12 protein-coding genes are annotated in these 14,029 nt (G+C 65.1%); 6 read left to right on the forward strand and 6 right to left on the reverse strand.

Going from position 1 to position 14,029, the window contains the following annotated elements:
* Positions 1–365: 365 nt before the first annotated feature.
* The gene (locus tag ACNKU3_RS01075) at positions 366–1,724 is read right to left on the reverse strand and encodes an 8-oxoguanine deaminase (protein ID WP_418257551.1); all 1,359 of its coding nucleotides are present in this window, start codon (positions 1,722–1,724) and stop codon (positions 366–368) included.
* Positions 1,725–1,729: 5 nt separating this feature from the next.
* Positions 1,730–2,431 carry a TetR/AcrR family transcriptional regulator gene (locus ACNKU3_RS01080; protein WP_418257552.1) on the reverse strand — a complete coding sequence of 234 codons (702 nt, stop codon included), beginning with the start codon at positions 2,429–2,431 and terminating at the stop codon, positions 1,730–1,732.
* Between the two features lie 200 nt (positions 2,432–2,631).
* On the opposite strand from ACNKU3_RS01080, the gene ACNKU3_RS01085 reads away from it, so the two are divergent.
* Together ACNKU3_RS01085 and ACNKU3_RS01090 are read left to right on the forward strand one after the other, a co-directional pair.
* Positions 2,632–2,958 (forward strand): DUF1330 domain-containing protein, encoded by a 327-nt coding sequence (locus tag ACNKU3_RS01085; protein WP_418257553.1) that lies wholly within the window; start codon positions 2,632–2,634, stop codon positions 2,956–2,958.
* Entirely contained in the window at positions 2,955–3,980 is a 1,026-nt protein-coding gene (locus tag ACNKU3_RS01090) for an adenosine deaminase (RefSeq protein WP_418257554.1), read from the forward strand. The genes ACNKU3_RS01085 and ACNKU3_RS01090 overlap by 4 nt, the downstream gene beginning before the upstream one ends.
* Positions 3,981–4,016: 36 nt before the next feature.
* On the opposite strand, the gene ACNKU3_RS01095 is transcribed toward ACNKU3_RS01090, so the two are convergent.
* From ACNKU3_RS01095 to ACNKU3_RS01110, 4 genes are read right to left on the reverse strand one after another with little or no spacing between them, the layout of a single operon-like run.
* On the reverse strand, positions 4,017–5,129 hold the full coding sequence (locus tag ACNKU3_RS01095; protein ID WP_418257555.1) for a BMP family ABC transporter substrate-binding protein: 1,113 nt from the start codon (positions 5,127–5,129) through the stop codon (positions 4,017–4,019).
* A gap of 1 nt (position 5,130) precedes the next feature.
* A complete protein-coding gene (locus tag ACNKU3_RS01100) occupies positions 5,131–6,057 on the reverse strand; it encodes an ABC transporter permease (RefSeq protein WP_418257556.1) in 927 nt (308 codons plus the stop codon).
* Positions 6,057–7,133, reverse strand: a complete 1,077-nt coding sequence (locus ACNKU3_RS01105) for an ABC transporter permease (RefSeq protein WP_418257557.1) — start codon at positions 7,131–7,133, stop codon at positions 6,057–6,059. Before ACNKU3_RS01105 ends, ACNKU3_RS01100 begins: the two co-directional genes overlap by 1 nt.
* Positions 7,124–8,632: an ABC transporter ATP-binding protein gene (locus ACNKU3_RS01110; protein WP_418257558.1), complete on the reverse strand. Its 1,509-nt coding sequence runs from the start codon at positions 8,630–8,632 to the stop codon at positions 7,124–7,126. Before ACNKU3_RS01110 ends, ACNKU3_RS01105 begins: the two co-directional genes overlap by 10 nt.
* Before the next feature lie 222 nt (positions 8,633–8,854).
* Between ACNKU3_RS01110 and xdhA the strand changes: the two genes are divergently transcribed.
* The 4 genes from xdhA to uraD are packed head-to-tail and all read left to right on the forward strand — an operon-like array spanning position 8,855 to position 14,000.
* Complete coding sequence (gene xdhA, locus ACNKU3_RS01115) at positions 8,855–10,312, forward strand: xanthine dehydrogenase small subunit (protein ID WP_418257559.1); 1,458 nt, start codon at positions 8,855–8,857, stop codon at positions 10,310–10,312.
* Positions 10,305–12,635, forward strand: a complete 2,331-nt coding sequence (gene xdhB / locus ACNKU3_RS01120) for a xanthine dehydrogenase molybdopterin binding subunit (RefSeq protein ID WP_418257560.1) — start codon at positions 10,305–10,307, stop codon at positions 12,633–12,635. The genes xdhA and xdhB overlap by 8 nt, the downstream gene beginning before the upstream one ends.
* Positions 12,632–13,492, forward strand: coding sequence for a xanthine dehydrogenase accessory protein XdhC (gene xdhC / locus ACNKU3_RS01125; RefSeq protein WP_418257561.1), 861 nt, complete (start codon positions 12,632–12,634; stop codon positions 13,490–13,492). Before xdhB ends, xdhC begins: the two co-directional genes overlap by 4 nt.
* Complete coding sequence (gene uraD / locus ACNKU3_RS01130) at positions 13,482–14,000, forward strand: 2-oxo-4-hydroxy-4-carboxy-5-ureidoimidazoline decarboxylase (protein WP_418257562.1); 519 nt, start codon at positions 13,482–13,484, stop codon at positions 13,998–14,000. Before xdhC ends, uraD begins: the two co-directional genes overlap by 11 nt.
* Positions 14,001–14,029 lie beyond the last annotated feature (29 nt).

Genomic DNA, 14,029 nt, shown 5'->3' on the forward strand with positions numbered 1-14,029 from the left:
ATGTGCAGGCTCGGGTTCGGCCATCCATGGCCTCACACGCCCCGTCAAGGCAGTAGTTGGCAACACGTCCTCTACGCACTCTGTAGAAAGTTTGGCAGCGGTGTATCGAGTAATTTTCTAATTACACATAGTCACGCTAGACGAAGTAGTTACCGAAAATGGATGTAGGTGCATAGTTTCTTACAGAGTGCTAGAGACGCCGGTGTCGGGATTTGCCTCAACGGGGCGTCCGAGGACATGGATGTCCGAGGCCGAGCCTGCACATGGATGTGCGCTTTTTGGCGGTCCCGGTGAGGCAAATCCCGACATCGGTGGCTCGTACTACGCGATACTCCATTGTGACAACGAACACGAAAAGCGTGTAATTACCCCAGCTGAAGTCGTCGAGCTGCCTTACCATGCCGCGCCACCAGTGCACCCATATCCAGTCCGGGAATCTCGCCATCCACCACGCGCCACTGCCCGTTGACCATCACATGCCGCGCCCGATCCGCGCCGCAGGTCACCAGCGCCGCCAGCGGATCACCCGCACCGGAAAAGCGCAGCGCGTCGAGATCGAACAGCGCAATATCCGCCAGCGCGCCGGGACGCAGGCTGCCCAGTGAGGGGCGGCCCAGTACGCGCGCCCCGCCCGAGGTGGCCCAGCGCAGCGCATCGGTTACCGCGATTTTCTCGCTGCCGTACTTCAGGCGCTGCAGCAGGAAGGCCTGGCGAACTTCCTGGATCAGGTTGGAGTGGTCGTTGGACGCGGAGCCGTCGACGCCGAGCCCGACCGGTGAGCCGGCGGCCTCGAGGTCCAGGGTTGAGCACAGGCCGGAGGCGAGGATCATGTTCGAGGAGGGGCAGTGACAGATGCCGACGCCCGCCGTGCCCAGCTGCGCGATCTCTTCGGCAGTGAAGTGAATGCCGTGGGCGAGCCACACGTCGTCGCCCAGCCAGTCGAGGTCCGCGAGGTACTCCAGTGGACGGCGGCCCACGTGTTCCAGGCAGAAGGCGTTTTCGTCTTCGGTTTCGGCGAGATGGGTGTGCAGGCGCAGGCCGTGCGCGCGCGCGAGCTTCGCCGATTCGCGCATCAGTTCCGCGGTGACGGAAAACGGCGAGCAGGGCGCGAGGGCGATCTGCACCATCGCGTCGTCGCCGCGCTCGTGATAGGCGCTGGCGACCCGCTGGCAGTCATCGAGGATGGCCTGCTCCGATTGCACCACGTGGTCCGGGGGCAACCCGCCGGAGGACTGGCCGAGGCTCATGGAACCGCGGGTGAGGACGACGCGTACGCCCATTCGCCGTGCCGTTTCCACCTGGATGTCGATGGCGTTTTCGAAGGCGCTGGCAAACAGGTAGTGGTGATCCGATGCGGTGGTGCAGCCGGACAGCAGCAACTCCGCCAGTGCGAGTTCCGTGGCGCTGCCGACACAGTCTTCGTCCATTCCGGCCCACACCGGGTAGAGCGCGCTCAGCCAGGCGAACAGCTCCTTGTTCTGCGCGGCGGGAAGGGCGCGGGTCAGGGTCTGGTAGAAATGGTGGTGGCAGTTGACCAGCCCGGGCAACAGGACGAGGCCGCGGGCGTCGAAGCGTTCGCTGTAGTCGGCAGGGGTGTGGCCGCCGGGGACGCATTCCACGATGCGCTTGCCTTCGACGACGATTCCGCCACGGCAATCGGCGTTGTCATCTGACGTCCATGCCGCCGCGGGATTGGCGATCCAGGTGCGCGAGGTTGTCCGCATCGGGATCAGCCGGCACTGGACTTGCGTTTGCCGGCTTGCGCGCCCGGCACTTCAAGGCCGCAACCGCGCAGGATCATGCCGCTGATGAAGTCGGAGATATGCTGGATCATTTCCGGCTCGTATTCGGCGTGGTTCATTACCGTCAATACCTGGGTATCGAAGTCCGCGTAGTGCTGGGTGGACGACCAGATCAGGAAGATCAGTTGTACCGGGTCCACGGGCGCCATCCGGCCCTGGTCGATCCACTGGGACATGAATGCCGCCTTTTCCCGTACCCAGGTGCGCATCTCGGTGCGGATATAGTCGCGCAAAAAGGGTGCGCCCTGGATGATTTCCATGGCGAATACCTTGGACGCTTCAGGGTGCGAAAACGACAACTCCACTTTCTTGCGGATAAACATGTCGAGCACTTCCGCGGGATCGTCCTCGACTTCCACCGTATCGAGATAGTCGTTCCAGAGATGGATGATGTTGTCCAGCACGGTGAGGTAAAGATTGTGCTTGCTGGAAAAATAGTAGTGAATGCTCGGCTTGGCGACACCGGCGCGATCGGCGATCTTCTGGGTCGTCGTACCCTTGTAGCCGTTCAGCGCAAATTCCTGTTCCGCGGCCTTCAGGATAACCTGGAAATTGTGGTCGCGAATTTTGCCGGGTTTATAGGGGCCGCGCTTGTTGTTGCCGTTCCTTGACTCTTTGCGTATCGCCATAATTATTCCGATAATCTATGTGAAATGATGGCCGCCTCGGCCAGAATAACACTGCAGAAATAACAGCGTCCACGTAACTTATGTGAAAGCTGTTGCAGTGGCCTGAATGTTGCTTGAATAGCGCGTGGCAAACGCCACCGGCTGCGGGACACCTTGCACAAGCAGCCCGCGAAATCCCGAAATTTTTCCAGGAGAAAACCATGACTACCTACGTGATTGTCGACAACGACGTCATCGACCCGGAACCCTACCGCGAATACCTGAAGCTGATTACACCGACTGTTTACAAGTACGGTGGACGCTACCTGGTGCGCGCCGGCAAGATCCATCTCCGGGACAGCGACTGGTGTCCGGACCGCATGGTGGTCATCGCCTTCGATGACGCGGAATCCGCACGCCGCTGGGTGGAGTCCGACGACGTGGTGCCGATCCATGACATGCGCCGCCGTCATGCCCGCTCCCGGTTGATTGTCATCGACGGAGTGGATGCTGCCGAGGCGGCCACACCCAGCGAGGCGTCCGTATGACATCCGCGAGCCTGGGCGACTGGCTCTGTGCCATGCCGAAGGCGGAGCTGCACCTGCATATCGACGGCAGCCTCGAGCCCGGGCGCATGCTGCAACTTGCGGCAAAAAACGCTATTTCCCTGCCTTACGCCTCCACCGCGGAGGTGGAGGCAGCCTACCGCTTCGAGGACCTGCAGAGTTTCCTCGACCTTTACTACCTCGGGGCCTCGGTGCTGCGTGATGAGGACGATTTCTACTGGCTGATGATGGATTACCTGCAGCGCTGCCGCGCACAGAATATCGTGCACACCGAGATCATGGTCGAACCGCAGACCTACGCCGCCCAGGGCGTAGGCCTGGATGTGATCATGGCGGGTTTCAAGCGCGCTATGGCCGAAGCCCGGGATGGCTGGGGGCAGTCTGTGCTGCTGATCCTGAGCATGTTGCGCCACCTGCCGGAAGCCGATGCGCTGGCGACGCTGGCCGCCGCCGATGCCTACCGCGACAGTTTTGTCGCCATTGGCCTCGCCAGTTCGGAACAGGGATTTCCGCCGGAGGGTTTCCAGCGCCTGTACGCGGTCGCGGCCGAGCGCGGTTACGCGCTGACCGCCCACGCGGGCGAGGAGGGCCCGGCGGCCAACGTGCGCACTGCGCTGGAAAAGCTCGGAGTGGCGCGGATCGACCACGGCGTGCGCAGCGTCGAGGATCCCGCGCTGATCGAGGACCTGCGCCAGCGGCAGATTCCGTTGACGGTCTGCCCGCTGTCGAACGTCCGACTGCGGGTGTTTCCCGGCATGGCGCAACACAACCTGCTGGAACTGCTCGACGCGGGACTGCTGGTGACGGTAAATTCCGACGATCCCGCCTATTTCGGCGGCTACCTCAACGAAAATTTTCTCGCGCTGGCGGAGCACCTGCACCTTACCCGGGCGCAGGCGGAAACCCTGTTGTTCAACAGCTTTAGCGCAAGCTTTCTTCCAGCCGCTGAAAAACAGGCGTTTCGGGAGCAACTGGTACTGGCGATCGATCACTGGTCTGCCTGACACCTCTCTCGGTCTGACGGGGCCTGGTACCAGGCCCTAGTTCGGCACACCGCCGATAATGCCGCTGAGCATCCACTCCATTCCGGTCAGGGCCTTGTCATCCGGCACTGAGCCGGCCGCTACCCGCTCGACGCCCTCGAGGTCCTGCAGCGGGCCGCTGAATACCTTCAACTCGCCGTCGATCATCCGCTGGCGCTGTGCGGCTACCGCTGCCTTCACTTCTTCCGGAACCTCGGGGCCCCAGCCCACCAGTTGTGTCGCGTCCTCCTCGACGCCGACCCAGTCGACTTCGGCCTTCCAGGTGCCGTCCATTACCGCCTGGACCTTGCGTATGTAGATCGGCAGCCAGTTGTGGGCGATGCTGACCAGGTGGTGTTGCGGTGCGAAGGGGCTGCGGTCTGTCTGGTAACCGACGGACCAGACGCCGGCCTGTTCGGCGGCCTGGATCGCCGCGGAGGTTTCCGTGTGGTGGGTGATGACATCGGCGCCGCGGGCGATCAGCAGGTCCGCCGCCTCGCGGGAGCGGCTGGCGTCACTCCAGGTGCTGATCCAGACGACCTCGACCTCGATATCCGGTCGCGCGGCCCGCGCGCCGAGGGTATAGGCATTGATGCCGCGCAGCACTTCGGGAATGGGGAATGAACCCACGTAGCCAAGCCGGCCGGTCTTGCTGACCAGCCCCGCGGCGTAGCCGGCAAGGTAGCGGCCCTGGTAGGCGCGAATCTGGTAGGTGCCGAGGTTGCGCGCGGTGGTGTAGCCGGAGGCGTGTTCGAAGGTTGTGCGGGGGAAGCGCTTGGCGACCCGCACCGCCGAGTTCATGAAGCCGAAGGAGGTGGCGAAGATCAGGTCGTTGCCATCGCGGGCCAGCTTGGTCAGGACGCGTTCGGCGTCGCCGCCCGGGGCAATACCATCGAGCGCGCTGGTGCTGATGGCGTCGCCAAAATGTTCCTGCAGTTTTTTCCGGGCAATCTCGTGGGACAGCGTCCAGCCGCCCTGGCCGACCGGGTTTTCGTGCATGAAGGCCACTTTCAGCGGTGCCTGGGCCTGCGCACTGCCGGCGGCAAGCCCGCCGGCGACCAGCAGTGCTGCGCAGCCGCGTTTCATCCAGCGGCCGAGGTGTTTCATTACGGGAGTAGGTCTTGTTGTCATATTAACTGTCCGGGTAAAAATTCTGGCCCAGTCCGGGCGGTGATTGGTAGCGGCTGAAATTGCGCTGCCGGGAGAGCAGCACCAGCGCGACGATGCAGAGCAGGTAGGGCGCCATGGCCATGATCTGTCCGGAGACCGGGATACCGGCGCCCTGCAGGAGCAGGTTCAGAATACCGGCCATGCCGAAGATGTGCGCGGCCACCAGGACCAGCCCGGTGCGCCAGCCCGCCAGCACCACCAGCGCCAGGGCGATCCAGCCGCGGCCCGCGGTCATGCCCTCGGTCCACAGCGGCGTGTAGACCAGCGACAGGTAGGCGCCGCCGAGTCCTGCCATCAGGCCGCCGCTGCAAGCCATCAGCGCGCGAATACTGCGCACCGGGAGGCCGATCTTGTGCGCCACGGCGGGGTTCTCGCCGACCGCGGTAATCTTCAGCCCGGCGCGGCTGCGGTGCAGCAGCCAGTAGCTGCCCAGCGCCAGCAGCCAGGCGAGGTAGAGCAGCCAGTCCTGGCCGAACAGGCCGGGGCCGATCAGCGGAAGCTCCGAGAGCCCGGGAATGTGCAGGGGCGCTATGCCTTCGATGGCGGTACCGACATAGTTCTCGCCGAGGAATGCGCTGAGGCCGGTGCCGAAAATGGTCATTGCCAGCCCGGTGGCGACCTGGTTGGTTTGCAGTACCAGGGTGAGGAAAGCGAACAGGGCGCCGAAGCCGATACCGGTGAGGCCGGCGACCAGTACGCCTATCTCCGTGTTGCCGGTCTTGCTGGCGGCGATAAAACCGGTCACGGCGCCCATCAGCATCATCCCCTCCTGGCCCAGGTTGAGCATGCCACTGCGCTCGGCCAGCAATACCCCGAGGGCGCAGAACAACAGCGGGACGCCGGCGCGCAGTGTGGAAAACAGTAGGGTGGCAGCGAGATCGGCGTCCATCAGGCCTCCGCGGCGGTGGAGAAGGGCCACCGGATCTGGTAATTGATGAGGAAGTCCGCCGCCAGCAGGTAGAACAGCAGCATGCCCTGGAACATCTGGGTGATCGAACGCGGCAGGCCGAACTCGATCTGCAGGTTTTCACCGCCGATAAAGGTCAGGGCGAACAACAGCCCCGCCAGCACGATGCCCAGCGGATTGTTGCGGCCGAGAAACACCACGATGATCGCGGAAAAGCCGTATCCTGCGGAAAGATGCGGCGTCACCTGGCCAACCGGGCCGAGCACCTCGAAGGCGCCGGCGATGCCGGCCAGCGCCCCGCAGGCGGCGAGCACAAACCAGAGGGTGAGGCGGGCGCTGAAACCGGCGTAGTCGGCGGCCCGCGCGCTTTCGCCGAGCACCCGGATCTGGAAGCCCAGCAGGGAGCGCTGCACCAGCAGCCACAGTCCCACAGCGGCGGCCAGCGCCAGCAGCAGGCCGACATGCACCCGGTAATCCGGGTGCAGGGTTGGCAGCAGGAGTTCCTCGACCAGCAGGGCGGACTCGGGGAAGTTGAAGCCGTTGGGGTCCTTCAGCGGCCCCTGTACCGACCACAGCAACAGCTGCAGGGCGATATAGTTGAGCATGATGCTGGTGAGGATCTCGCTGCAGCCGAAGCGGTCCCGGAGCAGCGCGACGATGCCCGCCCAGCAGGTGCCGGCGGCCATGCCGGCGAGCACTGCGGCAAGGGTGGCCCAGGCGAAGCCGGCCCCGGCATCGTTGCATGCCAGCGCGATCACGCCGCCGCCGAGGGTGCCGAGGATAAACTGGCCCTCGGCGCCGATGTTCCAAACCCGGGCGCGGAAGCACAGGCTGAGGCCCACCGCGCAGAGCAGTAGCGGGGTCGCCTTGAGCAGGAGTTCACTGATGCCGTATAGGTCGCGGACAGGGGCGATGAAGAAGGCGTACATCACCGCGCCGGGCTGTTGCCCCAGCAGCGCAAAAATCAGGGCGCCGGTCACCAGCGTGGCCAGCAGCGCGACCAGTGGCGACAGGTACTGCATGTGAGTGGCGGGAGCCGCCCGGCGTTCTATGCGCATACGGCCTCGCTGTCGCCTGACCCGGTCATCCACTGGCCCAGCAGTTCCGCGGTGACCTGCGCTGTGGGCAGGTTGGGCGAGAGCCGCCCGTCACACAGTGCGCAGAGGCGGTCGCTCAGACGGTAGAGTTCCTCCGTGTCCTCGGACAGCAGCAGAATGGCCATGCCCGCGCTGCGGGCCTGTGCCAGCGCGGCGTGGATATTGGCCTGTGCCCCCGGGTCCACGCCCCAGGTCGGGTTGTAGCAGACCAGTAGCCGCGGCGTGGAGGCGAGCTCGCGCGCGACCAGGAATTTCTGCAGGTTGCCGCCGGACAGTTGCCGGGCGCTGGCCTCCTCCGAGGGCGTGCGCACCGCGGCGGATTGAATCAGGGCCGCGGCGCGTTCCCGTGCGCGCGACCACTGCAGCCAGGGACCGCGGCGCATGCCTTCGCTGTCATAGTGGGTCAGCATCAGGTTTTCCGTCAGGCTGAGCCCCCCGGCCGCGGCGTGCTGCAGCCGGTCGACCGGCAGGCTGGCGATTCCGCGGCGGCGCCGGGTGCGCACCCCGATACGGGAGATATCGTCCCCTTCCCACAAAATGCTGCCGGCAGCGGGTGCCAGCTCTCCGCTGATGAGCGCTACCAGGGTTTCCTGGCCGCTGCCCGCTACCCCGGCGACCCCGAGTATCTCGCCCGCCGCCAGCTCCAGCGTCACCCCGGAGAGGCGGCCGCGGTATTGGCCGGGCATGCGGGCGTCCACGGCCCGCAGCTGCAGCAAGTTCGGTCCCGCCGCCGTGGGCGCGATGTCCGGTGGTGGCGGGGGCTCCTTGCCGAGCATCAGGCGGGTGATGTCCGCATCACTGCTGCTGGCCAGTTCCAGGCCTCCGGCTACCTTGCCATTGCGCAGTACTGTCGCGCGCTGGCACAGGGTGCGCGCCTCGATCAGTTTGTGGGTAATGAACAGGATACTGCAGCCTTGCGCCGCCAGCTTGCGCAGGATGGCGATCAGCTGGTCTACCTCGCTGGGGGTGAGCACCGAGGTGGGTTCGTCGAGGATCAGCAGTTTCATGTCCTGCAGCAGGCAGCGCAGTATCTCTACCCGCTGCATCTCGCCCGGCGAAAGCACGCCGACCTGGACGTCCAGGTCGATGCGCAGGTCGAAGTCCTCGAGCACGGCCCGCAGCCGGGATTCGTCGAGTTTGCCGAGGGCCAGTTGCAGGTTTTCCCGCACGCTCAGGGTGTTGAGCAGGGAAAAGTGCTGGAAGACCATGCCGATGCCCATGCTCCGCGCGCTGCCCGGATCCGGGATGGTCACTTCGCGGCCCTCCCAGACAATGCCGCCGGCATCCGGCTGCAAGACCCCGTAGAGCAGCATCATCAGGGTGCTTTTACCGGCGCCGTTTTCCCCGAGGATGGCGTGAATCTCACCGGCGCCGAGGCGCAGCGAGATGTCGTCGTTGGCTACTACGGGGCCGAAGCACTTGCGTAACCTGAAGAGTTCCAGCCTGGGCTTGTTAGTCATTTTATGAACATATGGTCAAGTTTTTGTAAAAGCGCTTCCCGGTGGGGCATTGGCGTGCACCTGCATTGCGCATTCTTGCTTATAGACAAAGCAATTTGTGTGCCACCAGATAGTGCAAAAGCCGCTTCCCGTGCCGCGCATTAGAAAAACTGTCCAATTGGTCTAATATTTGCAATGTGCAGGGAGTGTGTCTCGATGGCTTGATGAAAAAAGGAAAAGCGAGTGAAGTTTTACCTCAATGGTACCCTGCAGGACTGTGCTGAAAGGGATGCGAATACCACGCTCCTGCAGTACCTGCGCCAGGGGGCCGGCAAGACCGGTACCAAGGAAGGTTGCGCCTCCGGTGATTGCGGGGCCTGTACGGTCCTGGTAGCGGATTGCGACGGCGCCATGCCCCGCTCGATCAACAGCTGTATTACGCCACTGGGAGCCCTGCAGGGCCGGCAGGTGGTGACGGTAGAGGGACTGGCGGCAGGTGCGGAGCCGCACCCGGTGCAGCAGGCGATGGTGGCGTGCCACGGTTCCCAGTGCGGCTTCTGTACGCCGGGATTCGTGATGTCCCTGGCGGGCCTGTACCAGCGCTGCCTCGATACTGGGCGCGACGCACCCGGACGGGGCGAAATTGTCGAAACTATCGCTGGCAATCTCTGTCGCTGCACAGGCTATCGCCCCATCGTCGACGCGGCGGGCAGCATGATGGGCTATCCAAAACGGAGCATCCTGGGTGCGCTGGAGCGCCAATCTGGTGCGCAAGCACCGCAGGAAGATGCCGCCGCACTGCTCGCAGGCGAGCACCGCTACTACCTGCCGCGATCGGAGGAAAGCCTGCGCGAAATTCTCCGCGCGGAACCGGCAGCGCGGCTGGTGGCCGGGGGCACCGACCTGATGCTGGAGGTCACCCAGCGCTTCGTACAGTTCCCGGTGCTGGTCGACATATCCGGCATTGCTTCGCTGGCCGGTGTAGTGGCAGAGGGCAACTACATCCGGATTGGCGCAGCGACCCTGTATCGGGATCTCCTCGAGCATCCCCTGCTCGACTCCGCATCACTGGCGAACCTGCTGCAGCGGCTCGGCTCGCAGCAGATTCGCAATCGCGGCACCCTGGGGGGCAATATCGCCAACGCCTCGCCGATCGCGGACATGCCCCCGGTGCTGCTGGCCTGGCAGGCTGAAGTGGCGATCAGCGATGTCGAAGGCGCGACGCGCTGGTTGCCGCTGGAGGACTTTTACCTCGACTACCGGCAAACCGTGCTGCAGCCGGGGCAGTACCTCTCGGCGGTGCGCATGCCGAAATCCGCTGTCGCAGAACCCCACCGTTTCTACAAGCTCAGCAAGCGCTACGAGGATGATATTTCCTCGGTAATGTGCGCGCTGAGCATGACCCTGGATGGCCGGCGCGTGACAGCTGTCCGTATTGCCTATGGCGGGATGGCGGCGGTGCCCAAACGCGCCGTAGCCGCGGAAAATGTGCTGCGCGGCGCGCTGCTCGACGACAATACCATCGCCATGGCCTGTGCCGCCGTATCCACGGAATTCCAGCCCCTGAGCGATGTACGCGCCAGTGCCGCCTATCGCCTGGCGATGGCGGCGGGCCTGCTGCAGCGGGGCCTGCTGGCGCTGCGCGATGGCGATACCGCCGACGTGTTCGCTGGCCAGGCCGTGGAGGTGAGCCATGCGTAAGCTGACGCCTGCCTGGAAACCCGGCGAACTGCCCGCAGTCGACCCGGTGGGCAAACCGCTGCCGCAGGATTCGGCCCTGCGCCATGTCCTGGGTACCGCGGTATACGTAGACGACATGCCCACCTACCCCGACGAACTGCACGTGGCCGCCGGCGTCTCGGAACATGCCCATGCGCGCATTGCCGCCATCGACCTGGCGGCGGTGCGCGCGGCGCCCGGCGTGGTGGATGTGGTGGTGCAGGCAGACATTCCCGGCAGCGCAGATATTTCCCCGGTGTTCGAGGGCGATCTCCTGCTGGCCGGGGATACGGTCGACTTTGTCGGCCAGACCATATTCGCCGTCGCCGCCACCAGTTTCGAAGCGGCCCACCGCGCCGTGCGCCTCGCGCGCATCGACTACGAACCGCTGGTCCCCCTGCTGGATGTCAAAACCGCGCTGGCCGAGGAGGATTTCGTCCTGCAGCCGCGGCGTTCGCGCCTCGGTGATCCCGAGGCGGCAATTGCCGCCGCAGCCCATCGCCTCGATGGGGAGATGCTGGTCGGGGGGCAGGAACATTTTTACCTTGAGGGCCAGGTGTCGGTAGCGCATCCCGACGAGGTCGGCGTGCAGATCTACAGTTCCAGCCAGCACCCCGCGGAAGTGCAGAAACTGGCCGCGGAAGTGCTCGGCCTGCCGCTGCACGCGGTGCAGGTGCAGGTGCGGCGCATGGGTGGCGGCTTCGGCGGCAAGGAATCGCAGGCGGCGCCGCTGGCCTGCATGGCGGCGCTGTTCGCCCGGCGTACCGGCCGCGCCGTGCGCTACCGGATGCCGCGCTGGGCGGACATGGTACAGACTGGCAAGCGCCATCCCTTCTGGAACCGCTACACTGTCGGCTTCGACGGCGAGGGAGCGATTCACGGCCTGGTGATGGACGTGGCCGGTGACTGCGGCGCTACCGCCGATCTTTCCGACGGCATCGTCGACCGGGCGGTAAACCATGCGGACAACGCCTACTTCCTGCACAACGCGCAGGTCACCGGCTACCGCTGCCGTACCAACACCGTGTCCCACACTGCCTTCCGCGGTTTTGGCGGCCCCCAGGGCATCCTGACCACCGAGGCCTTTATCGAGGATATCGCCCGGGTAGTGGGCCGCGACCCCCTCGACGTGCGCAAGCTCAATCTCTACCGTCCGGGCGACCGGACACCCTATGGCCAGGAAATCGAGGAGTCGGTACTGCGTGACCTGGTCGCGGAACTCGAGGTCAGCAGCGACTACCGCGCGCGCCGCGCCGCGGTTACAGCGTTCAATGGCGAGGGCGGTATCCTGCGCCGCGGGCTGGCCCTGACCCCGGTGAAATTCGGCATCTCCTTCACCACCACCCATCTCAACCAGGCCGGCGCTCTGGTGCACATCTACACCGATGGCAGCGTCCATGTGAGCCACGGCGGCACCGAGATGGGCCAGGGCCTGTACATCAAGGTGGCGCAGATCGTCGCCCGGGCGCTCGGGGTCAGCATCGACCGGGTGATGCCCAGCGCCACCCGCACCGACAAGGTCCCCAACGGCTCCCCGACGGCGGCGTCGGCGGGCACCGATGTCAACGGGATGGCGGCGCTGGATGCCTGTAACAGGATCAAGCGAGGCCTGGTCGAATTTGCCGGTTCGCATTTCGGCTGTGATCCGGCGACCGTGGAAATTCGCGATGACCATGTCTTTGCCGGCGGCCACTGCATGCCGTTTCCGGAGTTCATTTCCCTGGCCTACCTCAACCGGGTATCGCTGTCTTCCTCGGGGTTTTACCGTACCCCGAAGATCCACTTCAATCGCGAGACCGGCCAGGGCCATCCCTTTTTCTACTTCGCCAATGGCGCCGCCTGTTCCGAGGTGGTGGTGGATACCAGCACCGGCGAGTACCGGGTGACGCGGGTGGATATTCTCCACGACGTCGGCGATTCCCTTAACCCGGCCATCGACATCGGCCAGATCGAGGGCGGTTTCGTGCAGGGCATGGGCTGGCTGACCTCCGAGGAACTGCAGTGGGACAGCGCGGGCCGGCTTACCTCGAACAGCCCCGCCAATTACAAGATACCGACCGCGGCGGACGTGCCGGCGCAGTTCAACGTCGCCCTGTTCAACCGGCCCAATCACGCCGAGGCGGTGTATCGCTCCAAGGCCGTGGGCGAGCCGCCGCTGGTGCTGCCGGTATCGGTCTGGTGCGCTTTGCGCGACGCCTGCGCCAGCCTGTGTGATTACCGTTTCAATCCCCGCCTGGACCCGCCGGCGACACCCGAGCGAGTTTACTGGGCGGTGCAGGAAGCCCTGGGAGGTCAACCCCGATGAGCATGAATCGACAACACTGGAGCGAGGCGGTGGCCACGCTGGAGCGCGCGGGCGCGCCCTATGTACTGGCCACGGTCATCGCCACCGCGGGCTCCACGCCGCGTGAGCGCGGGGCAAAAATGGTTATTACCGCCAGCGACACCTTCGCCAGCATCGGCGGCGGTCAGCTCGAATACCTGGTGGTCGAGCAGGCCCGCGAAACCCTGCGGCGCGGCGAGGCCACGCAGGAGATCAGGCAGTTTCCGCTGGCGGCGGAGGCCCGCCAGTGCTGCGGCGGCTCGGTTGCACTGTTGCTGGAAAGCTTCGTGCCGGCGCTGCGCGAGGTCTGTATTTTCGGCGCCGGGCACGTCGCCCGGGCGCTGGCGGAAATCCTCGTGCAGACCGATACCCGGGTCACCTGTATCGACAACCGGCCCGAACTGCTGGCGGAAATGCCCGCGGCGGATCGCCTGGTCTGCCGCCTGGAAGACGACCCGGTGGCGGCGATCGGGCACCTGCCCGGGCATGCCCACATGCTGGTGCTGACCCACGACCACGCGCTGGACTACCGGCTGGTCGGCGCGCTGCTGGCGCAGGGCGGCTGGCGCAGCCTGGGCCTGATCGGTTCAGAGACCAAGTCGCTGCGCTTCCGTCACCGGCTCGGCAAGGACGGCTTCAGCGCCGGGCAACTGGCGCGGCTGGATTGCCCGGTGGGCGTGCCCGGCGTGCGCGGCAAGGCGCCGATGGAAGTCGCCGTCTCCATCGCCGCTGCATTGCTGGCGGACGGCGATACGCAAGCGCCCGCGAGTGCGGTCCAGATGAGCTGGCCGCAAATGCGCAAAACCCTGCGTGAGGTGGAGCAAACCTGTGAGCAGTAGTGCACTGGCGTTGTTCAACGGCGCTGCGCTGGAAGACGCCGAACAGGTCCTGGTGGAGTGTTGCCACTGCCGGCGCTGGGCCGCCCGGGTCGCGGGATTGCGCCCCTTTGACTCAGTGGCGCAACTGCAATCCACCGCGGCCACCGTATGGGATGAGATGGGTGAGGTGGAATGGCTGGAAGCGTTCGCGGGTCATCCGCGCATTGGCGATCTCTCGGTACTGCGCGACAAGTACTCGAGCGCCTCGAAGGAGCAGGGGCAGGTTGCGGCCGCGGATGAAACGGTATTGCAGGATCTCATGCAACTGAACCGCGACTATGAGGCGCGCCACGGTTTTATTTTTATCGTCTGCGCCAGCGGCAAGTCAGCCGCCGAAATGCGCGACCTGCTGCGCGAGCGGCTGCCCCTGTCGCGCGAGGCCGAACTGCGCAACGCGGCGGCAGAACAGGCGAAAATCACCGCGCTGCGCCTGGCCCGGGCCTTCCCGGACGTAGAGGTCCAGCCGTGAACGCAGGGGCAGCCTTGAGCGTAGCGCAC

The organism is Haliea sp. E17, assembly GCF_048323675.1.
GTDB lineage: Bacteria > Pseudomonadota > Gammaproteobacteria > Pseudomonadales > Halieaceae > Mangrovimicrobium.

What these genes read in the sequence shown, in the direction of transcription:
- ACNKU3_RS01075 (WP_418257551.1), bottom strand. Translation starts at nt 1,724, where the DNA reads ATGCGGACAACCTCGCGCACCTGGATCGCCAATCCCGCGGCGGCATGG.
- ACNKU3_RS01080 (WP_418257552.1), bottom strand. Translation starts at nt 2,431, where the DNA reads ATGGCGATACGCAAAGAGTCAAGGAACGGCAACAACAAGCGCGGCCCC.
- ACNKU3_RS01100 (WP_418257556.1), bottom strand. Translation starts at nt 6,057, where the DNA reads ATGGACGCCGATCTCGCTGCCACCCTACTGTTTTCCACACTGCGCGCC.
- ACNKU3_RS01105 (WP_418257557.1), bottom strand. Translation starts at nt 7,133, where the DNA reads ATGCGCATAGAACGCCGGGCGGCTCCCGCCACTCACATGCAGTACCTG.
- xdhB (WP_418257560.1), top strand. Translation starts at nt 10,305, where the DNA reads ATGCGTAAGCTGACGCCTGCCTGGAAACCCGGCGAACTGCCCGCAGTC.
- ACNKU3_RS01095 (WP_418257555.1), bottom strand. Translation starts at nt 5,129, where the DNA reads ATGACAACAAGACCTACTCCCGTAATGAAACACCTCGGCCGCTGGATG.
- xdhC (WP_418257561.1), top strand. Translation starts at nt 12,632, where the DNA reads ATGAGCATGAATCGACAACACTGGAGCGAGGCGGTGGCCACGCTGGAG.
- ACNKU3_RS01090 (WP_418257554.1), top strand. Translation starts at nt 2,955, where the DNA reads ATGACATCCGCGAGCCTGGGCGACTGGCTCTGTGCCATGCCGAAGGCG.
- ACNKU3_RS01085 (WP_418257553.1), top strand. Translation starts at nt 2,632, where the DNA reads ATGACTACCTACGTGATTGTCGACAACGACGTCATCGACCCGGAACCC.
- ACNKU3_RS01110 (WP_418257558.1), bottom strand. Translation starts at nt 8,632, where the DNA reads ATGACTAACAAGCCCAGGCTGGAACTCTTCAGGTTACGCAAGTGCTTC.